This is a genomic window from Kurthia sibirica, from assembly GCF_003143975.1.
GTDB lineage: Bacteria > Bacillota > Bacilli > Bacillales_A > Planococcaceae > Kurthia > Kurthia sibirica.
On sequence record NZ_QFVR01000001.1, the window covers coordinates 202,010 to 224,658 of the forward strand.

A 22,649-nucleotide genomic window follows, 5' to 3' on the forward strand; every position below is an offset into this window, starting at 1 on the left:
CTGGCCCTATATCCTATGATTAATGTTACAAGATTAAATGGTAAATCATTTGCATTAAACGCATTATACATAGAATCGGTCGAGGCGTTTCCGGACACCTTAATTACTTTAACGACCGGACGTAAATATGTTGTTTTAGAAGAAATTGATGAAGTGAATGCACAAATCATACTTTTCTATAAACAGGTACAAGTGTTATCAAACCCGCATATACGAGGTGAAAATGATGAAGAATAAACTACTGACAATCATGCTGATTATTTTAGTAACCATTACGCTATTAGGTGTTGCAGGCGTGATCGTCTATAAACAGCTTGGAACGGATACACCAAACGCAGCCCCAAACATCGATAAGATACTGGAACAGTCTATCGATGTACCGGAGCTAAATACCAATTTAGCTGATCGGAAATATATTCAACTATCTTTGAAAATCCAATTGGATAGCAAAGAAGCAGCAGAAGAAATGACAAAACGTGATTTTCAAGTGAAGGATATTTTAGTTGAAGTATTATCTGAAATGAGCAGTAAAGATTTAGAAGGTAAGCGTGGTAAGGAATTATTAACCAACACATTAAAATCAAAATTTAATGGTTTAATGCAAGATGGAGAAGTTCAAAAAGTGTATATTACCTCCTATGCAATTTCATAATAATATTAAATAGAAGAATGGAGGTGGGCAAATGGCTGGAGATGTATTGTCACAATCAGAGATAGATGCGCTCTTATCAGCGTTATCTACAGGTGAAATGACAGCGGATGATATAAAAAAAGACGACGAAGTGAAAAAAGTTAAAGTGTATGATTTTAAACGAGCACTTCGCTTTTCTAAAGATCAAATCCGTAGTTTAACACGAATACATGAAAACTTTGCTCGACTAATGACTACTTTCTTCTCTGCTCAGCTTAGAACATATGTACAAATTACAGTAGCTTCTGTTGACCAAATTCCATTTGAAGAATTTATTCGTTCGATTCCAAATATGACGCTAATAAATGTATTCGAAGTACCTCCTTTAGATGGTAATGTACTAATGGAAATCAATCCCAACATTGCATATTCAATGATGGATCGTTTGATGGGTGGAGCTGGATCAAGTCATAGTAATGTAGATAATCTGACTGAAATTGAGACGAAAATAATGACGAATTTATTTGAGCGCTCATTCGATAATTTACGTGAGGCATGGTCAAATATTGCGGATATCGATCCGGTAATGACGGAGCTTGAGGTGAATCCACAATTTCTTCAAATGATTTCTCCAAATGAAACAGTTGTAGTAATTTCTTTCAACTCTATTATTGGTGAAACAAGTGGTATGATTAATATTTGTATCCCTCATGTTGTATTAGAGCCTATTGTGCCAAATTTATCGGTACGTTATTGGATGCAGTCTAATACGAAAGAGGTTTCACCAGAGCAGAAGAAACTAATCGAAGATAGAGTACAACAGTCTGAATTACCTGTTGTTGCTGAATTAGGAACTGCACAGATTAGCATTGAAGATTTCTTATTATTAAGAAAAGATGATGTTATTCAGCTTGATCAGTCAATATCCGATGCACTGGTATTAAAAGTAGCGGATGTACCAAAATTCACGGCTCAACCGGGTAAAGTTAAGAAAAAATTGGCTGTACAAATTTTAGAAACCTTGAAAGGAGGAGACAGCGATGATGAGTGATGAAATGTTATCACAAGAAGAAATTGAAGCGTTGCTTCGTGGTGAATCAATCGATTCAACACCAGAGACAACTGCTGAAGAAAAAACAGAAGAATACAATGTTGAAGATTATTTAGACGACATGTCGAGAGATGCGCTAGGTGAGATTGGTAATATTTCATTTGGTAGCTCTGCCACTGCACTATCTTCACTTTTAGGACAAAAAGTTGATATTACGACACCTGCCCTAAGTATGATTAATCGAAATAAATTGGAGGAGGAATTCCCACATCCCTATGTTGCTGTTCAAGTAGAATATACAACAGGTTTAATGGGTATGAATCTCCTCGTAATTAAACAATCAGATGCAGCAATTATTGCTGATTTAATGCTTGGTGGAGATGGACTTAGCCCTGCTGAAGAGCTAGGAGAGATCCATTTAAGTGCTGTTCAAGAAGCGATGAACCAAATGATGGGGTCGGCTGCTACGTCAATGTCGACAATCTTTAATAAAAAGGTTGATATTTCTCCACCTTCAATTGATTTGATGAATTTTTCAAGCAATCAAGGTACTGATAATATTCCTGATGATGACTTATTAGTGAAAGTGTCATTCAGACTTAAAATTGGTACTTTAATTGATTCGAATATAATGCAATTATTACCTTTAAATTTCAGTAAAAAATTAGTAAAATCATTAATGAACCCTGAAGATGAAGATGCTTTTGAAGAAGTTGCTAAATCGACTGAATCAGCTAATCCATCGACACCAACACTACCAGAAGAAATGGCATCAACTACACAGCAAGCAGCTCCGCAATTTGAGCAGCCAATGCAACAACAACCAATGCAACAACCAATGCAACAACAGCCAATGCAGCAACAACCAGTGTATACACAGCAACAACAGCCAGTACAACCACAGTTAAATGTTCAACAAGCTCAATTTGCAGATTTCGAACAAACGCATTTAAAGCAAGCTGAAGCACGTAACTTAAATATGTTAATGGATATTCCATTACAAGTAACAGTGGAACTTGGACGAACTAAACGTTCTGTAAAAGAAATTTTAGAATTATCAAGTGGTTCAATTATTGAGCTAGATAAACTAGCTGGTGAACCCGTAGACATTTTAGTGAATGCTCGATTGATTGCTAAAGGTGAAGTAGTTGTTATAGATGAGAACTTTGGGGTAAGAATAACTGATATACTTAGTAAGGCGGATCGATTAAATAACTTAAGATAGATTTTTACTGGAGGAATATACTATGGGAAAAAGAATTCTAATTGTAGATGACGCAGCGTTTATGCGCATGATGATTAAGGACATACTTACTAAAAATGATTTTGAGGTTGTAGGTGAAGCGGCAGATGGTGCTCAAGCTGTGGAAAAATACAATGAATTAAAACCGGACCTAGTGACGATGGATATTACAATGCCGGAGATGGATGGCATTGCAGCATTAAAACTAATAAAAGAAAAAGATGCCAATGCAATTATTATTATGTGTTCGGCAATGGGCCAACAAGCGATGGTAATCGATGCTATTCAAGCTGGTGCAAAAGATTTCATCGTTAAACCATTCCAAGCAGATCGCGTTATTGAAGCAATTCAAAAAGCGTTAGGGTAGAACGATGTTCAAGCCAAAAATGACAATAAGTTTCTTTATTCTCTTGCTGGCAGTACTTACTATATTCTCCTATTCAGCATCAAGCACGATTGCTTATGCTGAATCAGGTGGTATGGTTGGTGATTGTTTAGGTGAAAATAAAGACAGCAAACAATGTACGGAAGCTCAAAAAGAGCAACCAACTACTACTGCAACAACGGGTACTTCAGGTTTAGGTGTATGGGATTATACAAAAATTGTCCTCTCATTAATCTTTGTCGTCGCGTTACTTTACGGGGTATTAAAGCTAGTAAATCGCAATAATAAAAAATATCAATCTAACCAGTTACTTCAAAGTTTAGGTGGTCTGTCACTAGGTCAACATAAATCCATCCAACTAGTGAAAATAGGTAGTTCTCTTTTCGTTATAGGTGTGGGCGATGATGTACATATAATAAAAGAAATAACAGATGAACAAGAACAACACTATTTATTGAAATTGCACGAAGATAAGCAAGTATTGGCGTCTCAATTACCGTATATTGCTGAACTGGTTGGCAATATGAAAGATAAGTTTTCACAGAAAAAGAACAGAAGTAAATCAAACGAGCAAGTGGGAAATGAAACAGGTGATTTTAAGTCTGAACTCGATAAAAAATTACATCAGATAAAAAAAGAGCGACAAAACAATATGGATGAGTGGCAGCAAAAGGAGAATAAAGACAATGAGTGATTTTTTAAATGCATTCTCAGATAGTAGTAGTGGCTCAAATGTTTCTACCTCCGTTAAATTAATGCTGTTATTAACCGTTGCGTCATTAGCGCCAAGTATTCTTATTTTGATGACATCATTCACACGAATCGTAATCGTCTTGTCATTTGTGCGTACATCATTAGCGACGCAGCAAATGCCACCGAACCAAGTAATTGTAGGTTTAGCTTTGTTTTTAACATTTTTTGTTATGGCACCAACTTTTAATGAAGTAAATAAAGAGGCTTTACAACCGTTATTTAAAGAAGAAATTTCATTAGATGAAGCATATGATAAGGCTAGCTTGCCATTTAAAGAGTTTATGAGTAAACATACGAGGCAAAGTGATTTAAATTTATTTTTAAATTATGCGAATGAAGAACAGCCAAAAACAGTGAAAGATATTTCACTGACGACACTCGTTCCAGCATATACATTAAGCGAGTTGAAAACCGCATTTCAGATGGGCTTTATGATCTTTATTCCATTTTTAGTAATAGATATGATTGTCGCCAGTGTTCTCATGTCCATGGGTATGATGATGCTACCGCCAGTTATGATCTCATTACCATTTAAAATACTACTATTCGTCTTAGTCGACGGCTGGTATTTAGTTATGAAATCGCTCTTAGAGAGCTTTTAGAGGGGGAAGGAATCGTGTCACAAGAATTTGTTATATCTACAGCCGAACGCGCGATAACGGTTATATTATTAGTTTCCGGACCCCTGTTATTAGTCGCGCTAATCTCTGGGCTACTCGTAAGTATTTTTCAGGCTACAACCCAAATCCAAGAACAAACTTTAGCATTCGTACCAAAAATCGTTGCTGTATTAGTGGGCATCGTTATTTTTGGGCCTTGGATGTTAACGCATGTAACATCATATGCGCGTGATATTTTTCAAAATTTATCGCGATATATAGGGTGATCGCATGGCTGATTTGATTCCAAAGTTACCGGTCTTTTTTTTGATTTTAGTACGTTTATCAGCATTTTTTGTAACAGTACCCTTTTTTTCATATAAAACAATACCACCGCAAGCACGTATTTTTTTAGCAGTTGTCTTGTCGTGGATGATGACATATTCAGTTCAAACGATTTCTATTGAAATTGATGAAATGTACGCCATGCTTGTGATGAAAGAAGCAGTTGTCGGTTTGTTGATTGGTCTTGTCGCATACATAATTATTTCGGCAGTACAAATTGCAGGTAGTTTTATTGATTTTCAAATTGGTTTTGCAATCGCCAATATAATCGATCCGATGACCGGAGCACAGAGTCCGTTAATCGGTCAATTTTTCCAAACATTAGCGTTATTGCTACTAATCGGAACGGATGCACATTATTTATTGCTTGATGGCATCTACTATAGTTTTCAATTTATTCCTTTAAACAGCGTCTGGCCACATTTGGGCGATCAGGCTGTCAGTGAATTCATTATGAAAACCTTTACTGCGGTATTTGCAATTGCTTTTCAAATGGCTATCCCTGTTGTTGCCACGGTATTTCTAGTTGATTTGGCATTAGGTATTACAGCAAAATCAGTACCGCAGCTCAATATTTTCGTTGTAGGTTTTCCGATAAAAATAGGAGTGAGCTTCATCGTTCTTATTATTATGATAAGTGTGATGATCGCAGTTATGCAAAAGCTATTCCATGTAATGTTTACAGCAATGCGAGATTTCATGGTCATATTAGGTGGTGGATAATACATGTTAGTAACATTAAATTTACAATTTTTTGCTGGTGAAAAGACAGAGAAAGCAACGCCGAAAAAACGTCAAGATGCACGTAAAAAAGGTCAGGTTTTAAAAAGCCAAGATGTTACGAGCGCGATTGTATTATTCGCTGTTTTCATGTATTTATTTTTTGCGGGTCCATCTATGAGGGAAAGATTATTAAGCTTTTTTAGAGAGACGTTATCTCATAATATACTAATCGAAACACTCTCAATCTCTTCCGTCGTTGAAATGTATAAGGACATTATGTTTGAAGTAGCGGTCGTACTCTTACCGATTATGCTAACAGCGGTTGTGGCTGCAGTTGCAGCTAACTTCTTTCAATTTGGACTACTTTTCACCGTGGAACCACTGAAGTTTGACCTAAAAAAAATCGATCCAATTAAAGGATTTAAGCGCATATTTTCTATGAAAGCCATAATCGAATTAATCAAATCGATTTTGAAAATCTCTTTTATCGGAACGGTTACAACGATGATTATCTTTTTGAATATTGAGGATGTCTTAAGCCTGTCGTTTAAAACACCTGGGGACACATTGACAACAATTGCCAAGCTTGCAGCTATTATGGGTTTGAGTGCTAGTGTTGTTCTGTTGATCATCTCCATTTTAGATTATTTTTACCAACGTTTTGATTATGAAAAGAATTTAAAAATGTCGAAGCAAGATGTAAAAGATGAATATAAAAACTCAGAGGGAGATCCTTTGATTAAATCAAAAATCAAACAGCGTCAACGTGAAATGGCTATGCGTCGTATGATGCAAGAAATTCCACATGCGGATGTTGTTATTACCAACCCGACTCACTATGCCATCGCCTTGAAGTATGATGATTCAAAAATGGCAGCACCAGTTGTCGTAGCAAAAGGGACAGATTTTGTTGCACAAAAGATCAAATTAATTGCTAAGGAAAATGGAGTTGTAATGGTTGAAAATAGACCGTTAGCTCGAGCGATGTATGATCAGGTTCAAATTAATCAAAAGATTCCAGATGAGTTCTTTAAAGCAGTAGCGGAGGTATTAGCATATGTTTATCGTATTAAACGTAAAATTTAGGGAGGTACAACAATGAAAATTCGCGATATAGGAGTTTTAGCAGCAGTCATCATGATTGTCGCAATGCTTGTAGTACCCTTACCTCCATGGTTGATCAGTTTTTTAATTATCGTCAATTTAACATTAGCTTTACTCGTGTTACTGACAGCGATGAATATGAAAGAAGCACTACAATTTTCAATATTCCCATCGCTATTACTCCTGTTAACACTTTTTAGACTAGGATTAAACGTTTCTACAACACGTGCAATTTTATCTGAAGGCGATGCAGGTAATGTAGTCGAAACTTTCGGTACTTTTGTAGTAGGTGGAAATATTTTAGTAGGTGTCGTTGTATTCGTCATCCTTGTCATCATACAGTTCCTTGTTATTACAAAGGGTTCTGAGCGTGTATCTGAAGTGGCAGCTCGTTTTACGCTTGACGCGATGCCAGGTAAGCAAATGGCCATTGATGCGGATTTAAACGCTGGCTTAATTTCGGAGAAGGATGCAAGAGAACGTCGTGAAAAAGTAGGTAATGAAGCAGATTTCTACGGTGCGATGGATGGTGCTACGAAATTTGTAAAAGGTGATGCGATAGCAGGTATTATTATCGTTATTATTAATATGATTGTCGGTATGATTATCGGTGTCGTACAAATGGATATGGCTATGGGTGAGGCGGTTGCTCACTTTACCACTTTAACAGTTGGTGATGGACTGGTATCTCAAATTCCAGCATTATTAATCTCAACTGCAACAGGTATTGTTGTAACAAGAGCAGGTTCTAAAGGTAATTTAAGTGAAGATATTATCGGACAGTTGTTAACAAATCCAAAATTATTGTATGTTGCAGCAGCAACAATCGCATTATTAGGTTTTGTCACACCAATCCAACTGATCTTTACTTTACCAGTTGCTATTACGATTGCAGGTATTGCCTGGAGAATCAATTCACTAAATAAAGAGACTGAAGAAGAAATAGATGAGATAGAGGAAGAAGTGACGACTGATAATTTGAAAAGCCCGGAAAATGTTATCAATTTACTAAATGTTGACCCTATTGAATTTGAATTTGGTTATGGATTAATTCCTTTAGTTGATGCATCACAGGGAGGAGACTTATTGGATCGTGTCGTGATGATACGTCGTCAACTTGCTTTAGAGCTTGGCATCGTAATACCAGTTGTACGTATTCGAGATAATATTCAGCTTCAACCGAATGAATATCGTATAAAAATAAAAGGAAATGAGTTAGCTAAAGGCGAATTACTATTGGATCATTATTTAGCGATGAGTCCTGGTGATGATGATTCAATCGAAGGTATTGATACGATTGAACCATCATTTGGTTTGCCGGCTAAATGGATTAATGAACAAGTAAAAGAAGAAGCCGAAATGCTTGGCTATACAGTTGTTGATCCGCCAAGTGTGGTATCAACACACTTAACTGAAATCATTCGTGCGAATGCTTCTGAACTATTAGGTCGTCAAGAGACAAAACAACTGATTGATCACTTGCAAGAGACCGCACCAATCCTTGTTGAGGAACTGACACCAACGCCATTATCAATCGGTGAAATTCAAAAAGTATTATCAAAATTATTGGATGAAAGTGTGTCAGTACGTAATTTACCAATTATATTTGAAACATTGGCAGATTATTCGAAGTTAACATCTGATGTTGAGGTATTAACTGAATATGTACGTCAAGCATTAGCACGTCAAATTACAACGCAATATGCGGGAACACAACCAGACTTAAAGGTATTGACTGTGTCAGCACGCATTGAAAAACAAATTGCAGATAGTATTCAACAAACGGACCATGGTAATTACTTAGCAATGGATCCACAAATGTCTCAGTCGATTTTAGAGTCAATTGCAGGCGAGTTGGAAAGAACGTCATTTATAGAGCAGTCCCCGGTTATTTTATGTTCACCGGCTGTGCGTATGTATGTACGCCAATTAACTGAACGTTATTTTCCTCAAATTCCGATATTGTCTTATAACGAACTAGAGGCATCTATCGAGATTCAGAGCGTTGGAGTGGTGAATGTAGAATGAAAATGAAGAAATATATTGCAAACACAATGCCGGAAGCGATGGCTTTCATTCGCAAAGATTTTGGTGATGATTCGATCATCATCAGCTCAAAAGTCGTGTATTCAAGAGGCTTTTTAGGAATGTTTAAGAAAAAACAGTTTGAAGTTGTTGTAGGAATTGAACAGCAAGAAACAGCGGACACACGTCCAGATATTAAATCATCAGCAGTAGTTATGCCAAAAATGATGAACGATACACCTGATTATACACAGCAAAATGCAGAAATAAAAAAACAATTAGACGAGTTGCGCTCAATTATGAAATCTGTCAATACACAACAGCAGCAACTACGAGCTATTCCATCAGAAATGCAAGCTATTGTAACACTTATGAAAAAACAAGAATTAAATGAAGAACTCATCGCAGAAATCTGTGATGAGCTCTTTGTCATTATGCAAAATAATACGGAGTGTACAGAAAGTACTTTGATGATTGCAGCACAAGAAGCACTCTTTAGAAAATTATCAAAATTGCCAATGGGTGGCATTACATTTGAACAAAAATTTGTTAATGTTCTCGGACCAACCGGTGTAGGAAAAACGACTACTATTGCTAAAATGGCTGCACGAGCTGTATTAGAGAAGAAAAAGAAAGTAGCATTTATTACGACGGATACCTATCGAATTGGTGCGATCGAACAGCTAAAAACATATGCCAATCTTTTGCAAGCCCCGGTGGAAGTCGTCTACACATCAGAAGATTATAAGCGAGCAATTCAGCAATTTTCTGGGCATGACCTTGTGCTTATTGATACAGCAGGGAGAAATTACAAAGAAACGAAATTTGTTGAAGATTTAGAACAACTAATCGATGTAAAATCCAATGTGCAAAACTTTTTAGTTTTATCATTAACTGCTAAAGAACAAGATATGGCTGCAATTATCGAGCAATTTTCTACATTTACGATTGAGCAATTTGTCTTTACTAAGATGGATGAAACAAATACTATTGGCTCAATGATCAATTTAATGGTTAAATATAATAAAGGACTTGCTTACTATACGGATGGTCAAGAAGTCCCAGAGAATATTGCAGAAGGATCTGTCGCTCAACTCGTAGAACTATTTTTTAGAGGAGCTGAGTAAAAGATGGATCAAGCAGAGAGATTACGCCATAAGATGATGGCAATTGACAAGATTTCTTGCAAGACAATCGCAGTAGTCAGTGGAAAAGGCGGCGTTGGGAAAAGTAATTTCTCAACTAACTTTTCAATTGCTTTAGCTCAATTAGGGCATAAGGTTTTAGTCGTAGACATGGATATTGGTATGGGGAATATTCATATTTTACTAGGTAAAAGTGCTCGAAATAGTTTGACCCACTATTTACAAGGGGAATGCACTATTCAAGAGGTTATTCACCAAGATACTTACGGAATAGATTTTATAGCGGGAGGTTCAGGCATGTCCTCCATACTTCGATGGTCGGACTTTATGTTTGAGCGTCTTATTTTCGCCTTCAATGAGCTACAAAAGAACTACGACTATATACTCTTTGATATGGGAGCAGGTGCTACTGAATGGTCATTGCAATTTATTATGGCAGTAGACGATATTGTTGTTATTTCAACGACCGAACCAACTTCTGTGACAGATGCGTATTCGATGATGAAATATATTCATACAAAAGATGAGTCAAAGCAATATTATGTCGTTAGCAATCGAGCATTTACAATTGTTGAAGGGCAGGATTCGTTACAACGCTTAGCTACAACAATGCAACGCTTTTTAAATAATACCATTCAGGCGTTAGGTGTCATTCCGGAAGATATGCAAGTTCGAAAAGCCATTCAGCAACAAAAACCATTTAAGGCGCTTTATCCAAGTGCCCATGCATCAAAAGCTATTGATCGAATCGCTCGAATATACGTCAATGGGCTACAGGATGAGCACATGGCACAACAAACCCATGAACCATTCTTATCGAAACTGCGTAATTTATTTTCTAAAGGGAGGGCGTGAAATAATGGCTTCACCAAAAAAACTATTAATAGTTGATGATTCAGCTTTTATGCGAAAACTTATATCCGATTTCTTTAAAGAGGATGATGAAATTACAGTCGTCGGTACAGCCCGCAATGGCAAAGATGCAATTGATAAAATTGCAAAATTAAATCCAGATGTTTTAACAATGGATGTTGAGATGCCTGAAATGAATGGTGTTGAGGCATTGAAGATCATTATGGAAAAAACACCAAAACCGGTAATTATGCTCTCGAGTATGACGACAGCAGGTGCAAGCATAACGATCGAAGCAATTTCATTAGGTGCTGTTGACTTTGTAGCAAAACCAAGCGGAACAATTTCATTGGATTTACATAAAATTCAAGATGAGCTTGTACGTAAGGTCAAAGCAGCGATTGATGTCCCCATTACAAGTTTAAAAAGGGTAGCACCAACTGCGGTGGTCATTCCTCATGTGGAACAGCCCCCTTTTAAAACAGCTAAAGTCTTGAAGGCTAGGAGTTGGAATAGTAGCTCTAAAAAAATTGTACTTATTGGCACGTCAACAGGAGGGCCAAGAGCTTTACAAGATGTTTTAACTGCGATTCCCGCATCGATCCCTGCACCAATATTGATCGTTCAGCACATGCCTGCTGGCTTCACGAAGTCGCTGGCAAATCGTTTGAACACCTTATCGGAAATAACGGTGAAAGAGGCAGAGATGGGTGATATTTTACAGAATGGTGTTGCCTATATTGCACCAGGTGGAAAACATATGACAGTTCGCAAAATAGGTATGACATACTCGTTGTATTTAGATGAAGCGCTTGAGCAAGTTGGTGGGCATAAACCCTCAGTCGACGTACTTTTTCGTAGCGTAGCCCCCTTTTCTGAATTAAGCCGTGTAGCGGTCATTATGACAGGTATGGGTTCGGATGGTACAAAGGGGTTGCAAGCACTCAAACGCGTTGGTAATACGATTGCCATAGCTGAAGCACAAGCGAGTTGTGTTGTCTATGGTATGCCAAAATCAGCAGTACAAACAAACTTAGTCGATGAAGAAATCACTCTAAATTCAATCGCTCAAACGATTATGAAATATGTACAGTAGGAGGAAAATACAATGGATACAAATCAATACTTAGAAGTATTTATAGATGAAAGTAATGAACATTTACAATCTTGTAGTGAAAATTTATTAGTTTTAGAAAAAAATCCGCAAGATACAGCTATTGTTAATGAAATTTTCCGCAATGCACACACATTAAAAGGTATGTCAGCGACGATGGGCTATGAAGATATTGCTAACTTAACGCATAAAATGGAAAATGTTTTAGATGCGATTCGCAATGATAAAATGGTTGTTACACCAGAATTATTGGATGTTGTTTTTGAATCAGTGGATCATTTAGAAGAAATGGTTGCAGATATTTCTGGGGGCGGTAACGGTAAAAAAGATGTGACGCAAACCGTCGAAAAATTACGCCGCCTTGAAAATGGTGAACCATTAGAAGGTACTTCGGCCACTCAGGAAGAAGAAATTTCAATAACATCAGATGATGCAATCCAATCTTCTGAATTAGCATTCGATGATTTTGAAAAAACAGTATTGGAGCAATCGTCAGAGCAGGGTTTTGAAACAGTAGAAATTCGTGTGACACTTCGCGATGATTGTTTATTGAAAGCTGCGCGTGTTTATATGATTTTTGAAATACTTGAAAAATTAGGCGATGTTATTAAATCAGTACCAACTGTTGAAAAATTAGAAGATGAACAATTTGATAGCTCGTTTGCAGTAGCATTCGTTACAAAGGATACACCAGAAGATTTGAAACAAAAATTAATGAAGGTTTCAGAAGTTGAAACAGTAATCATCACTCAAATAGCCGTTAAAAAACTTAGCACACAACCAAATGAACAAGAAGAGGTTACTACAGCACAGATTCAGGCAATCGCTGTCACACCGAAGAGTGAAGAAAAACAAGTTACTACTACAAAATCAAATGGTCATAATTCAAGCAAAACAATTCGTGTCAATATTGAAAGACTAGATATATTAATGAATTTATTCGAGGAGCTAGTTATTGATCGTGGACGTTTGCAGTCGATCGCTACGGAATTAAATCATAGTGAATTGAATGAAACGACGGAGCGTATGACACGTGTATCAGGCGATTTACAAAATATTATTTTAAATATGCGCATGGTACCGGTGGAAACGGTCTTCAATCGCTTCCCGAAAATGGTTCGTCAGCTATCACGAGATTTAAACAAAAAAATCAATTTAGAAATTATTGGAGCTGAAACGGAATTAGACCGTACAGTAATTGATGAAATTGGAGATCCGCTTGTACATTTAATCCGCAACGCATTGGATCATGGTGTTGAATCACCTGAAGAACGTCTAGCTGCTGGTAAACCAGAAGTAGGTTCGGTTGAACTACGTGCATATCATAGCGGTAACCATGTCTTTATTGAAATTGAGGATGATGGAGCGGGGATTAATCGCCAACGTGTCCTTGAAAAAGCGTTAGCTAAAGGCGTCATTACAGAAGAATCAGTAGCTTCTTTAAGCAATAAACAAATTGATGAGTTAATTTTGGCGTCGGGCTTCTCTACTGCGGATGTTATCTCGGATGTCTCTGGGCGTGGTGTGGGGTTAGATGTCGTTAAATCAACGATTGAAGCACTTGGTGGTAGCGTAAGTATTGAGTCAGAACAAGGCAAAGGTTCATTGTTCTCCATTCAATTACCGCTAACATTATCGATTATTTCTGTTATGCTCGTTGAAATTGAAAAGGAAGTATATGCGATCCCATTATCTTCCATAATTGAAACGTCCATTATTAAAACAAGTGATATTATGAATGCACATAATCAAAAAGTTATTGATTTCCGTGGGAAAGTTGTTCCTCTTGTCTTCTTAGATGAAACATTTGATGTGCCAAGAGCTTCAAATGACAATGATGGCTTCCATTCTGTTGTACTTGTACGTAAGGGTGATAAGATGGCTGGTCTCGTAGTGGACTCGTTTATCGGTCAGCAAGAAATTGTTTTAAAATCATTAGGAAATTACTTATCGAATGTTTTCGCTATTTCTGGTGCAACGATATTAGGCAATGGTCAAGTAGCATTAATCGTCGATTGTAATTCGCTTATTAAATAGAAGGAGGTGCATAGAGGATGACAGAACAATTGGATGCTGAAATGTTAAAAGTAATCGTTTTTCAACTCGGCGATAAAGAATATGCATTACCGGTGCATCAAGTACAAGGTATTGAAAAATCAGTGCATATTACACGTGTTCCTAGAACAGCAAACTATGTCAAAGGTGTAATTAATTTACGCGGTGTTGTTACGCCAATCATTGATTTAAGAGAACGTTTTGCTATTCCTTTCCTAGAGGAAGAAGACGATACGCGCATTATTATTATTTCTCATGAAGATATGGAAGTTGGCTTTATCGTAGATGCAGCAAATGATGTCATGGATTTACCAAAAATATCGATTGAACCACAGCCTGAAGTGGTAGATTCGATGGAAGAAGAATTTATTGCTGGTGTTGCGAAAGTTGATAAGCGTTTATTAATTTTGCTGAATTTAGAAAAAGTACTAAATACCTTAAAGTAAAGAAGGTAATAATATGACGAAAATAACTTCATTTCATTTAGATGTATTAAAAGAAGTAGGAAACATTGGTGCTGCTCATGCAGCTACCGCTTTGTCGGCCTTACTGAATACGAAAATTGATATGCGTGTACCAGCGGTTGAGATGGTGTCATTTGATGAGATGGTTGAACGTGGTGGTGGAGCAGAGCAAGTCGTTGCCGGCACATATCTTCAAATAGATGGCGACGCACAAGGTGGTATGTTCTTCATATTGCCGGTGGAGCAAGCAAACCGTTTTATTCGCAAATTAATACATGATGAAGATTTTGATCTTCAAAAACCTCATAATCAAGAACTAGGTGTATCAGCAATGCAAGAGTTAGGTAATATTTTATCAGGCTCTTATTTATCTGCCTTATCAGATTTTACGGGCTTAAAAATTTACCCAACACCTCCAGCGCTTAGCGTAGATATGTTTGGGGCTATTATCAGTTTTGGATTAATTGAACTGTCTCAAATTAGTGACTCTGTAATTGTAATTGACACTTCAATCTTCGAGGATGAGGTTGATGAGGAGCATGAAGTGAACGGTCACTTCTTTTTGCTGCCTAATCCAGATTCCTTCAAGGCAATCTTTACTGCACTAGGAGTGGAATAACATGTTAATTAGCAATGAAAACATTGTTAGAGTAGGAATTGCTCAAATGGATATTGTATCGTCACCGAATTCAATTCGTACATCGGGATTGGGATCATGTGTCGGCGTCATTATTTATGATTCTTCAAAAAAAATTGCTGGTTTAATTCACATTATGTTACCGGATTCAACTTTAGGAAAAGCTGGCCAAATCAATCAATCTAAGTTTGCTGATACTGGTATACCTGCACTAATTGCAAGTTTAAAGCAAGCAGGTGCTTCATCGTTTAAAATGAAAGCGAAACTAGCAGGTGGTGCACAGATGTTTCAATTTTCAACGACGAAGGATACGATGCGAATTGGACCGAGAAATGTTGAGGCTGTTCTACTACAGTTAAAAAAACATTCGATCCCGGTAGTAAGTCAAGATACAGGAGGGAATAGTGGACGAACGATTGAATTTGATCCACAGACCTGCCTCTTAAATATACGCACCGTCAATCAGGGAGTGAAAGATATATAATGATTGGAACAATCTATATTAATTTTTGGTCAGCACTCATTGGGTTTTGTATTTACTTTTTTGCACGTTTTTTAACAAATCAATCACCGACAAGTATTATTATTTATAGTTTTTTATTTGCTTTAGCATTCTTTTTGATTACATTTGTCGTGCGTGCATTACTTGCGTTGATTCTTTATAATCCACCCATTGAAGAGCCAGAAACACAACAGGCAGTAGAGCAGACAACAGTAGAGTTGGATACCCCTTCAGAAGGTCAGTCTGAAGAAATTGCACAGGTAGTCAAGACGATGCTAGCAAAAGATGAATAAAATGTGAAGAAGAAATCGGGAACTGTCATATTTCAGTTCCCATTTTTTTGTATCATTTGATATAATACAATTAGGGAATATTTCAAGAAATGGGGGATTAGCAGATGCAATCAACGTCAACTGAAGAACTAAAATTATGGCAAGATTGGTCCGCACATAAAGATCCTCGTGCAGGTGATTTATTAATGAAAAAATATAAGTCACTTGTGTCGTATCATGTACAGCGAATTAGCACGGGGTTACCAAAAAGTGTTTCGCGCGATGAACTGATGAGCCTTGGCATGATGGGGTTATTTGATGCTCTAAATAAATTTGATATTTCGAGAGATTTAAAATTCGATACATACGCATCATTCAGAGTTCGTGGTGCAATCATTGATGGTTTACGTAAAGAAGATTGGCTTCCTCGCTCGGCGCGAGAAAAAACAAAAAAACTTGAAGCGAAAATCGAAGCAATGGAACAGCGATTACAACGTCATGTATCGGCGGAAGAAGTAGCGGCGGAACTGGATATACCAATCAATGAAGTGTACCAAACGATGCAAGAGCATCTCGTATCAAACGTATTATCAATCGATGAGCAACTACAGGATTTTGATGATTCAGAAGGTAGAAGCTTTGTCATTCGTGACGAGGTGACTAAAACACCAGAGCAAGTGGCTGTACAATTAGAACTCTTGCAAGATTTAGCTGTAAATATCAAAAAGTTAAATGACAAAGAGCAACTTGTATTGAGTATGTTTTATACAGACGAGCTCACATTAACCGAAATTGGTGAAGTGCTGGGACTATCGACTTCACGCATTTCACAAATCCATTCTAAATCATTATTTAAGTTGAAGAATCTTTTAAGTGAGGAAATGAAAAATGCTTAATGGAGGTGGTTGATTATGAGTTTAAAAGGGGTAGAACTACAAATTGCTATACCAAAGACCTTTGATGCGGGGAAGCAACAAGATCAGGCACAGCAACAGGTTCATGCCGGACAAGCCTTTGCAAATGAATCTTTGAATAAACAACTCCAAAAAAATCATACATTATTATTAGCATCTGAAGAACTGCATAATGATCTGAGACATGACCATCCTCAGGATGAAGAAAAAGATAGAAAAGAACAAGAAAATGAAGAACCACAATCAAAACATCCGTATAAAGGGAATCTTTTTGATTTTAGTGGATAGGAGTTCTCTATGGAAATAATCATATTCGCGTTGTTTGTCTTACAAATGTTGAGCTTCTATTTTATCGTCTTGTTGTATATGAAGATGAATCGTTTTAAACAAAATGATCGTCAACAAGAGCTTTTGATCGAAGAAATGGAATCGTCGATGACAGCTTTTCTAACGGATATACAAGATGACAATGATCGTCTAATCGCGAGTATGAAGCGTTATAGCCCGCAACAAGAGAAGTCTATAACAGCGTCTCAGCAGCCAGAGTCATCAAATGATGACGTGCATCATGTAACGGACAAAGAACCTCAAGTAGGTATTGAACAGCCAGCAGATGAGTCATTTCAACATACAGCTACACCCGTGATAGCTACACAGCAAAAACAACAAAATACCGCTTTTACGGCGCCAAAAGCTTATGTTAAAAATGCCTATACACAGCCACAAGTACCACCTAAAACACCCGAACAAGAAATTAAAGAGATGTATATAGCAGGTCAATCGATTGACAGTATTGCAAAAAAAATGCAAAAAGGAAAGACTGAAATTGAATTATTGATAAAATTTCAGAATAAAAACCTTAAAAATACTTGAAACAAAAACTTTGCTATGATACCATTAAAAATGGTGTTAATTACACACGCATTCTGATGCAAGGAGTGGTGCTCTTTTATAAAGAGTTCTCATGCAATTGATGGATGCGGAGGAAAAAAATACAAAACCTATTAGGAGGCAATACAATGTCAGTAATTTCAATGAAACAATTACTAGAGGCTGGTGTACACTTCGGTCACCAAACTCGCCGTTGGAACCCAAAAATGAAACGCTTCATCTTTGTGGAACGTAACGGTATCTACATTATCGATTTACAAAAAACAGTTAAAAAATTAGAGGAAGCTTACGATTTCATGCGCCAAGTTGGTGCTGATGGTGGTAAAGTTCTTTTTGTTGGTACAAAAAAACAAGCTCAAGATGCAATCAAAGACGAAGCTGAGCGTTCAGGTAACTACTACATCAACCAACGTTGGTTAGGTGGTACTTTAACTAACTTCGGTACGATTCAAAAACGTGTTGCTCGTATGAAACAAATCGAGAAAATGGAAGAAGACGGTACTTTCGAAGTTCTTCCTAAAAAAGAAGTTGTTCAACTTAAAAAACAACATGCTCGTCTTGTTAAATTCTTAGGCGGCGTTCGTGATATGAAAGCTGTTCCAGACGTTATGTTCGTAGTAGATCCACGCAAAGAACGTATCGCTGTAGCAGAAGCTCACAAATTAAACATTCCTTTAGTAGCAATGGTTGATACTAACTGTGATCCAGACGAAATCGATTACGTTATTCCTTCAAATGATGACGCTATTCGTGCAGTTAAATTAATCACTTCTAAAATGGCTGATGCTTTAATGGAGTCAAAACAAGGTGAAGAAGAAGCTCAAGCTGATCAAGCTGCTGAGTAATTCCTGAGCAAGTTTGGAAAAGGTGATAAGCGGCTAAACCCTCTTATCACCTTTTTTTGAGAATATAAATTGAATTTATAGGAGGAAACAATCATGGCTATTACTGCCCAAATGGTTAAAGAATTACGCGAAAAAACTGGTGCTGGTATGATGGATTGTAAAAAAGCATTAGTACAAGTAGACGGAGATATCGCTGCAGCTGTAGATTTTTTACGTGAAAAAGGTCTTGCAGCAGCAGGTAAGAAAGCTGACCGCGTTGCGGCTGAAGGTACTACTTTCATCCTAGAACAAGGTAACGAAGCAATCTTACTTGAAGTAAATGCTGAAACTGATTTTGTTGCTAAAAACGAAGGTTTCCAAGTGTTAGTTAAAGAATTGGCTGATCATTTATTAGCTACTAAACCTGAAACTGTTGAAGCAGCTTTAGAATCAACTATGTCTAATGGCGCTGTTGTTTCTGCTCACATTTCTACAGCAATTGCTACAATTGGTGAAAAATTAAGCTTACGTCGTTTTGTTATTGAAACAAAAACAGACAACGATGCATTCGGTGCATACTTACACATGGGCGGACGCATTGGCGTACTTACTGTTGTCGAAGGTACTACTGATGAAGCAGCAGCTAAAGATGTTGCAATGCATATCGCAGCTTTAAACCCTAAATACATCTCTCATGACCAAATTTCTGCTGAAGAAGTAGAACATGAGCGTAAAGTATTAACAGAACAAGCTCTAAATGAAGGAAAACCTGAAAATATCGTTGCTAAAATGGTTGAAGGTCGCTTAAATAAATACTTCAAAGAAATCTGTGTTCTTGACCAACCATTCGTTAAAAACCCAGACCAAACTGTTGGAGCTTTCATTGCTTCATTAGGCGGTACACTTACTTCAATGGTACGTTATGAAGTCGGCGAAGGTATTGAAAAACGCGAAGATAACTTTGCAGAAGAAGTTATGAACCAAGTAAAAGGTAACTAATTTCCAATTGCATACAATATAGCAATAAATTTAGGGAGCACAAGCTATTCGTGTTCCCTATTTTTCCACAAAAAAGTATGATGGAGGTCCAGAAAATGCCGCAATATAAACGCGTTGTAATTAAATTAAGTGGTGAAGCTTTAGCAGGTGATCAAGGTTTTGGCCTTTCGCCGCAGATTGTAAAATCTGTAGCCCAACAAATTAAAGATGTCGTAGAGCTAGGTGTAGAAGTCGCTTTAGTAGTAGGTGGCGGAAACATTTGGAGAGGTAAAATCGGTGCCGAAATGGGCATGGAAAGAGCGAATGCTGACTATATGGGCATGTTAGCGACCGTTATGAACGCACTAGCTTTACAAGATTCTCTTGAAAACTTAGACGTCCCAACACGCGTACAATCATCAATCGTGATGACGCAAGTTGCAGAACCTTATATCCGTCGTAAAGCGGTTCGTCATTTAGAGAAAAAACGCGTAGTAATCTTTGCTGCAGGTACTGGTAATCCTTATTTTTCAACGGATACAACAGCTGCATTACGAGCTGCAGAAATTGATGCAGACGTAATATTAATGGCTAAAAATAATGTTGATGGCGTTTACTCAGCAGATCCAAAACTTGACCCAACAGCAGTTAAATATGATAATTTAACTTATTTAGAAGTGATTCAACAAGGTCTTCAAGTAATGGATTCAACTGCTTCAACACTATGCATGGATAATGATATTTCATTAGTTGTATTTTCACTTTCAGAAAGTGGTAATATTAAACGTGCAGTATTAGGTGAAGCAATTGGTACAGTAGTAAGTAAATAAATATAAATAGCAGGAGGAACTTGAAATGTCTAAATCAGTTGTAGATGTAGCAGCAGACAAAATGTCTAAAACAATCTCGGCGTTCACACGTACTCTAGGTGGTATTCGTGCAGGCCGTGCCAATGCATCTTTATTGGATCGCATTAGCATTGAATATTATGGCGCACCAACACCATTAACTCAAATGGCAGGGATCGCTACACCAGAAGCACGTTTATTAGTAATTACACCATACGATAAATCAGTTTTAGGGGAAATTGAAAAAGCATTAATGAAATCAGATATTGGTATTACACCAACAAATGATGGCAATGTTATTCGATTAGCAATTCCTGCATTAACTGAAGAGCGTCGTAAACAACTTGTAAAACAAGTTAAAAAAGAAGCAGAAGAAGCAAAAATCGGTATTCGTAACGTACGCCGTGATGCGAATGATGACTTCAAAAAACTTGAAAAAGCTGGAGAAATTACTGAGGATGACTTACGTGGTTATTCTGAGGATGTTCAAAAGCTTACAGATGATAGCATTACTAAAATTGATGCTGTAGCTGCAGAAAAGGAAAAAGAAATTCTAGATGTTTAATTATTAGAACTTTTGTACTTTATGAGGCGTCCTAATTAAAAAGGGACGTCTTTTTTTAATAAGAAAGAGGAAATACATCCTTATTTTTGTTATGATAGAGACAGTATACGTTCCGACTTGTAAGCTAGTGGAGGATTCTAAATGTTAGATAAACTCGGATGGAAAAAATCACATAAAGTTCAGCAGCAATCTATTCAGCAACGAATGACTAATTTAAACCTTGAAGACGTGCCCAATCATATAGCAATCATTATGGATGGTAACGGGAGATGGGCAAACAAAAAAGCGTTGCCGCGATTCGTAGGTCATCGTGAAGGTATGCAAAATATTCGTCGTATTACACGCGCAGCAAATAGTATGGGGGTAGGCGCAATTACTTTATACGCTTTCTCGACAGAAAATTGGAAAAGGCCTTCAAAGGAAGTCGAGTTTTTAATGAGACTTCCAGAAGAGTTTTTGACAGCATTCATTCCAGAGTTAATGGAATTGAATATTCGCGTTGAAATGATTGGCGAACAAGAAGGTGTACCAGATTATACGAACAGAGCTATTGGCAAGGCGCGAGAAGAAACAAAAAATAATACAGGTATGATTTTAAACTTCGCTTTTAATTATGGAGGACGTCGTGAAATCGTTTTAGCTGTTCAGCAATTAGCACAACTGGTTCAAGAAGGAACGCTTGAACCACAAGACATTGATGAAGATTTAATTGCCCAGCATTTAATGACTTCGAAATTACCTGAGCCAGATTTATTGATTCGCACGAGCGGTGAAATTCGTTTGAGCAACTTTTTACTCTGGCAACTAGCGTATACCGAATTTTGGTTTACCGATGTACATTGGCCAGAGTTCACAGCCGAAACACTACTTGAAGCGGTGGAAAGCTTCCAAAAACGCAATCGCCGTTATGGTGGATTAAAAGGAGAATAAAAAAGTGAAACAGCGTATTATTACAGCCGTAATCGCTGCCGCTTTGTTCATTCCATTTGTCGTCTATGGTAATTTACCATTTACGATTTTGGTCTATGCAATGGCAGCGGTAGGGCTTTTTGAAATGCTAAGAATGAAGGGGTTATCACTCTTCACAATACCAGGAATCATCGGCTTATTAGCCCTATTTGCTTTATTAATGCCGCGTGATATTGCACAAAAAGTACAGGAAGTTACTACATATTCACAGTTAGAGTATGTATCAATATTTGTTGTACTGTTATTGATCTATACAGTACTTGTGAAAAATAAATTTACGTTTGATCTAGTCGCTTTTATTATTGCCAGTGTATTCTATGTCGGATTAGGATTCCATTATTTTATCGAAACACGTGCCTCTGGTGTTGAATACATTATTTTCGCACTTGTAATTGTTTGGACAACTGACTCTGGCGCATACTTTATTGGTCGAAAATTAGGTAAGCATAAGCTATGGCCAGAAATTTCACCTAAGAAAACAATCGAAGGTTTTGTTGGTGGTATTGTCGTAGCGTTAATTGCGACTGTTATATTCCAAGCTATTGCCGACCTAGATATCAATTATGGTCTGCTATTAGTAGTCGCTCTCGTAGCGTCAATTTTTGGTCAATTAGGTGATTTAGTCGAATCTGCAATTAAGCGTCATTATGGAGTGAAAGATTCAGGGAAAATTTTACCTGGGCATGGTGGTATTTTAGATCGTTTTGATAGTCTATTATTCGTCTTGCCGTTATTATATTTCATACACTTCATAGGATAA

28 protein-coding genes are annotated in these 22,649 nt (G+C 37.2%); all 28 read left to right on the top strand.

Annotated features, from left to right (window positions below):
* Window positions 1-15: 15 nt before the first annotated feature.
* The 28 genes from DEX24_RS00975 to DEX24_RS01110 all read left to right on the top strand — a co-directional run bounded on the left by DEX24_RS00975 (window position 16) and on the right by DEX24_RS01110 (window position 22,649).
* The gene (locus tag DEX24_RS00975) at window positions 16-237 is read left to right on the top strand and encodes a flagellar FlbD family protein (protein ID WP_109304526.1); all 222 of its coding nucleotides are present in this window, start codon (window positions 16-18) and stop codon (window positions 235-237) included.
* Window positions 224-652, top strand: coding sequence for a flagellar basal body-associated protein FliL (gene fliL, locus DEX24_RS00980; RefSeq protein WP_109304527.1), 429 nt, complete (start codon window positions 224-226; stop codon window positions 650-652). The genes DEX24_RS00975 and fliL overlap by 14 nt, the downstream gene beginning before the upstream one ends.
* 31 nt (window positions 653-683) lie before the next feature.
* Window positions 684-1,682: a flagellar motor switch protein FliM gene (gene fliM / locus DEX24_RS00985; protein WP_109304528.1), complete on the top strand. Its 999-nt coding sequence runs from the start codon at window positions 684-686 to the stop codon at window positions 1,680-1,682.
* Window positions 1,675-2,907 (top strand): flagellar motor switch phosphatase FliY, encoded by a 1,233-nt coding sequence (gene fliY / locus DEX24_RS00990; protein WP_109304669.1) that lies wholly within the window; start codon window positions 1,675-1,677, stop codon window positions 2,905-2,907. The genes fliM and fliY overlap by 8 nt, the downstream gene beginning before the upstream one ends.
* A 22-nt stretch (window positions 2,908-2,929) precedes the next feature.
* Entirely contained in the window at window positions 2,930-3,292 is a 363-nt protein-coding gene (locus DEX24_RS00995) for a response regulator (RefSeq protein WP_109304529.1), read from the top strand.
* 4 nt (window positions 3,293-3,296) lie between these two features.
* Window positions 3,297-4,004 (top strand): flagellar biosynthetic protein FliO, encoded by a 708-nt coding sequence (locus DEX24_RS01000; protein WP_109304530.1) that lies wholly within the window; start codon window positions 3,297-3,299, stop codon window positions 4,002-4,004.
* Window positions 3,997-4,665, top strand: coding sequence for a flagellar type III secretion system pore protein FliP (gene fliP / locus DEX24_RS01005; protein WP_109304531.1), 669 nt, complete (start codon window positions 3,997-3,999; stop codon window positions 4,663-4,665). The genes DEX24_RS01000 and fliP overlap by 8 nt, the downstream gene beginning before the upstream one ends.
* Before the next feature lie 14 nt (window positions 4,666-4,679).
* Window positions 4,680-4,949, top strand: a complete 270-nt coding sequence (gene fliQ, locus DEX24_RS01010) for a flagellar biosynthesis protein FliQ (RefSeq protein WP_109304532.1) — start codon at window positions 4,680-4,682, stop codon at window positions 4,947-4,949.
* A gap of 4 nt (window positions 4,950-4,953) precedes the next feature.
* Window positions 4,954-5,730, top strand: a complete 777-nt coding sequence (gene fliR / locus DEX24_RS01015; RefSeq protein ID WP_109304533.1) for a flagellar biosynthetic protein FliR — start codon at window positions 4,954-4,956, stop codon at window positions 5,728-5,730.
* Window positions 5,731-5,733: 3 nt separating this feature from the next.
* The gene (gene flhB / locus DEX24_RS01020; protein WP_109304534.1) at window positions 5,734-6,816 is read left to right on the top strand and encodes a flagellar biosynthesis protein FlhB; all 1,083 of its coding nucleotides are present in this window, start codon (window positions 5,734-5,736) and stop codon (window positions 6,814-6,816) included.
* 12 nt (window positions 6,817-6,828) lie between these two features.
* Window positions 6,829-8,862, top strand: coding sequence for a flagellar biosynthesis protein FlhA (gene flhA, locus DEX24_RS01025; RefSeq protein ID WP_109304535.1), 2,034 nt, complete (start codon window positions 6,829-6,831; stop codon window positions 8,860-8,862).
* Window positions 8,859-9,986 (top strand): flagellar biosynthesis GTPase FlhF, encoded by a 1,128-nt coding sequence (flhF, locus tag DEX24_RS01030; RefSeq protein WP_109304536.1) that lies wholly within the window; start codon window positions 8,859-8,861, stop codon window positions 9,984-9,986. The genes flhA and flhF overlap by 4 nt, the downstream gene beginning before the upstream one ends.
* 3 nt (window positions 9,987-9,989) lie before the next feature.
* On the top strand, window positions 9,990-10,859 hold the full coding sequence (locus tag DEX24_RS01035; RefSeq protein ID WP_109304537.1) for a MinD/ParA family protein: 870 nt from the start codon (window positions 9,990-9,992) through the stop codon (window positions 10,857-10,859).
* Between the two features lie 4 nt (window positions 10,860-10,863).
* Window positions 10,864-11,952 (top strand): protein-glutamate methylesterase/protein-glutamine glutaminase, encoded by a 1,089-nt coding sequence (locus DEX24_RS01040; protein ID WP_109304538.1) that lies wholly within the window; start codon window positions 10,864-10,866, stop codon window positions 11,950-11,952.
* A 12-nt stretch (window positions 11,953-11,964) separates the two neighbouring features.
* Entirely contained in the window at window positions 11,965-14,007 is a 2,043-nt protein-coding gene (locus tag DEX24_RS01045; RefSeq protein ID WP_109304539.1) for a chemotaxis protein CheA, read from the top strand.
* Between the two features lie 17 nt (window positions 14,008-14,024).
* Window positions 14,025-14,471 (top strand): chemotaxis protein CheW, encoded by a 447-nt coding sequence (locus DEX24_RS01050; RefSeq protein ID WP_109304540.1) that lies wholly within the window; start codon window positions 14,025-14,027, stop codon window positions 14,469-14,471.
* Window positions 14,472-14,484: 13 nt separating this feature from the next.
* On the top strand, window positions 14,485-15,108 hold the full coding sequence (locus DEX24_RS01055) for a chemotaxis protein CheC (protein WP_109304541.1): 624 nt from the start codon (window positions 14,485-14,487) through the stop codon (window positions 15,106-15,108).
* Between the two features lies 1 nt (window position 15,109).
* A complete protein-coding gene (locus DEX24_RS01060) occupies window positions 15,110-15,610 on the top strand; it encodes a chemotaxis protein CheD (RefSeq protein ID WP_109304542.1) in 501 nt (166 codons plus the stop codon).
* Window positions 15,610-15,921, top strand: coding sequence for a hypothetical protein (locus DEX24_RS01065; RefSeq protein WP_109304543.1), 312 nt, complete (start codon window positions 15,610-15,612; stop codon window positions 15,919-15,921). The genes DEX24_RS01060 and DEX24_RS01065 overlap by 1 nt, the downstream gene beginning before the upstream one ends.
* Before the next feature lie 104 nt (window positions 15,922-16,025).
* Window positions 16,026-16,796: a FliA/WhiG family RNA polymerase sigma factor gene (locus DEX24_RS01070; RefSeq protein WP_109304544.1), complete on the top strand. Its 771-nt coding sequence runs from the start codon at window positions 16,026-16,028 to the stop codon at window positions 16,794-16,796.
* 15 nt (window positions 16,797-16,811) lie between these two features.
* Window positions 16,812-17,102 (top strand): RNA polymerase subunit sigma, encoded by a 291-nt coding sequence (locus tag DEX24_RS01075; RefSeq protein ID WP_109304545.1) that lies wholly within the window; start codon window positions 16,812-16,814, stop codon window positions 17,100-17,102.
* 9 nt (window positions 17,103-17,111) lie between these two features.
* Complete coding sequence (locus DEX24_RS01080) at window positions 17,112-17,687, top strand: hypothetical protein (protein ID WP_109304546.1); 576 nt, start codon at window positions 17,112-17,114, stop codon at window positions 17,685-17,687.
* Between the two features lie 146 nt (window positions 17,688-17,833).
* The gene (gene rpsB, locus DEX24_RS01085) at window positions 17,834-18,550 is read left to right on the top strand and encodes a 30S ribosomal protein S2 (protein WP_109304547.1); all 717 of its coding nucleotides are present in this window, start codon (window positions 17,834-17,836) and stop codon (window positions 18,548-18,550) included.
* A 93-nt stretch (window positions 18,551-18,643) separates the two neighbouring features.
* Window positions 18,644-19,528, top strand: coding sequence for a translation elongation factor Ts (gene tsf / locus DEX24_RS01090; RefSeq protein ID WP_109304548.1), 885 nt, complete (start codon window positions 18,644-18,646; stop codon window positions 19,526-19,528).
* A gap of 95 nt (window positions 19,529-19,623) precedes the next feature.
* Window positions 19,624-20,337 carry a UMP kinase gene (gene pyrH, locus DEX24_RS01095; RefSeq protein ID WP_109304549.1) on the top strand — a complete coding sequence of 238 codons (714 nt, stop codon included), beginning with the start codon at window positions 19,624-19,626 and terminating at the stop codon, window positions 20,335-20,337.
* A gap of 25 nt (window positions 20,338-20,362) precedes the next feature.
* Window positions 20,363-20,920, top strand: coding sequence for a ribosome recycling factor (frr, locus tag DEX24_RS01100; protein WP_109304550.1), 558 nt, complete (start codon window positions 20,363-20,365; stop codon window positions 20,918-20,920).
* 141 nt (window positions 20,921-21,061) lie between these two features.
* Window positions 21,062-21,850, top strand: a complete 789-nt coding sequence (uppS, locus tag DEX24_RS01105) for an undecaprenyl pyrophosphate synthase (protein WP_109304551.1) — start codon at window positions 21,062-21,064, stop codon at window positions 21,848-21,850.
* A 4-nt stretch (window positions 21,851-21,854) separates the two neighbouring features.
* A complete protein-coding gene (locus DEX24_RS01110) occupies window positions 21,855-22,649 on the top strand; it encodes a phosphatidate cytidylyltransferase (RefSeq protein WP_109304552.1) in 795 nt (264 codons plus the stop codon).

Bases quoted from the DNA above. Each gene is read 5' to 3' on its own strand.
- DEX24_RS01045 (WP_109304539.1), top strand. From the start codon at position 11,965: ATGGATACAAATCAATACTTAGAAGTATTTATAGATGAAAGTAATGAA.
- fliY (WP_109304669.1), top strand. From the start codon at position 1,675: ATGAGTGATGAAATGTTATCACAAGAAGAAATTGAAGCGTTGCTTCGT.
- flhF (WP_109304536.1), top strand. From the start codon at position 8,859: ATGAAAATGAAGAAATATATTGCAAACACAATGCCGGAAGCGATGGCT.
- fliM (WP_109304528.1), top strand. From the start codon at position 684: ATGGCTGGAGATGTATTGTCACAATCAGAGATAGATGCGCTCTTATCA.
- DEX24_RS01060 (WP_109304542.1), top strand. From the start codon at position 15,110: ATGTTAATTAGCAATGAAAACATTGTTAGAGTAGGAATTGCTCAAATG.
- fliL (WP_109304527.1), top strand. From the start codon at position 224: ATGATGAAGAATAAACTACTGACAATCATGCTGATTATTTTAGTAACC.
- uppS (WP_109304551.1), top strand. From the start codon at position 21,062: ATGTTAGATAAACTCGGATGGAAAAAATCACATAAAGTTCAGCAGCAA.
- DEX24_RS01065 (WP_109304543.1), top strand. From the start codon at position 15,610: ATGATTGGAACAATCTATATTAATTTTTGGTCAGCACTCATTGGGTTT.
- rpsB (WP_109304547.1), top strand. From the start codon at position 17,834: ATGTCAGTAATTTCAATGAAACAATTACTAGAGGCTGGTGTACACTTC.
- DEX24_RS01040 (WP_109304538.1), top strand. From the start codon at position 10,864: ATGGCTTCACCAAAAAAACTATTAATAGTTGATGATTCAGCTTTTATG.
- DEX24_RS00995 (WP_109304529.1), top strand. From the start codon at position 2,930: ATGGGAAAAAGAATTCTAATTGTAGATGACGCAGCGTTTATGCGCATG.
- DEX24_RS01035 (WP_109304537.1), top strand. From the start codon at position 9,990: ATGGATCAAGCAGAGAGATTACGCCATAAGATGATGGCAATTGACAAG.
- DEX24_RS01070 (WP_109304544.1), top strand. From the start codon at position 16,026: ATGCAATCAACGTCAACTGAAGAACTAAAATTATGGCAAGATTGGTCC.
- DEX24_RS01080 (WP_109304546.1), top strand. From the start codon at position 17,112: ATGGAAATAATCATATTCGCGTTGTTTGTCTTACAAATGTTGAGCTTC.
- tsf (WP_109304548.1), top strand. From the start codon at position 18,644: ATGGCTATTACTGCCCAAATGGTTAAAGAATTACGCGAAAAAACTGGT.
- DEX24_RS01000 (WP_109304530.1), top strand. From the start codon at position 3,297: ATGTTCAAGCCAAAAATGACAATAAGTTTCTTTATTCTCTTGCTGGCA.
- fliR (WP_109304533.1), top strand. From the start codon at position 4,954: ATGGCTGATTTGATTCCAAAGTTACCGGTCTTTTTTTTGATTTTAGTA.
- DEX24_RS00975 (WP_109304526.1), top strand. From the start codon at position 16: ATGATTAATGTTACAAGATTAAATGGTAAATCATTTGCATTAAACGCA.
- DEX24_RS01055 (WP_109304541.1), top strand. From the start codon at position 14,485: ATGACGAAAATAACTTCATTTCATTTAGATGTATTAAAAGAAGTAGGA.
- fliP (WP_109304531.1), top strand. From the start codon at position 3,997: ATGAGTGATTTTTTAAATGCATTCTCAGATAGTAGTAGTGGCTCAAAT.
- frr (WP_109304550.1), top strand. From the start codon at position 20,363: ATGTCTAAATCAGTTGTAGATGTAGCAGCAGACAAAATGTCTAAAACA.
- DEX24_RS01050 (WP_109304540.1), top strand. From the start codon at position 14,025: ATGACAGAACAATTGGATGCTGAAATGTTAAAAGTAATCGTTTTTCAA.
- pyrH (WP_109304549.1), top strand. From the start codon at position 19,624: ATGCCGCAATATAAACGCGTTGTAATTAAATTAAGTGGTGAAGCTTTA.
- flhA (WP_109304535.1), top strand. From the start codon at position 6,829: ATGAAAATTCGCGATATAGGAGTTTTAGCAGCAGTCATCATGATTGTC.
- DEX24_RS01075 (WP_109304545.1), top strand. From the start codon at position 16,812: ATGAGTTTAAAAGGGGTAGAACTACAAATTGCTATACCAAAGACCTTT.
- flhB (WP_109304534.1), top strand. From the start codon at position 5,734: ATGTTAGTAACATTAAATTTACAATTTTTTGCTGGTGAAAAGACAGAG.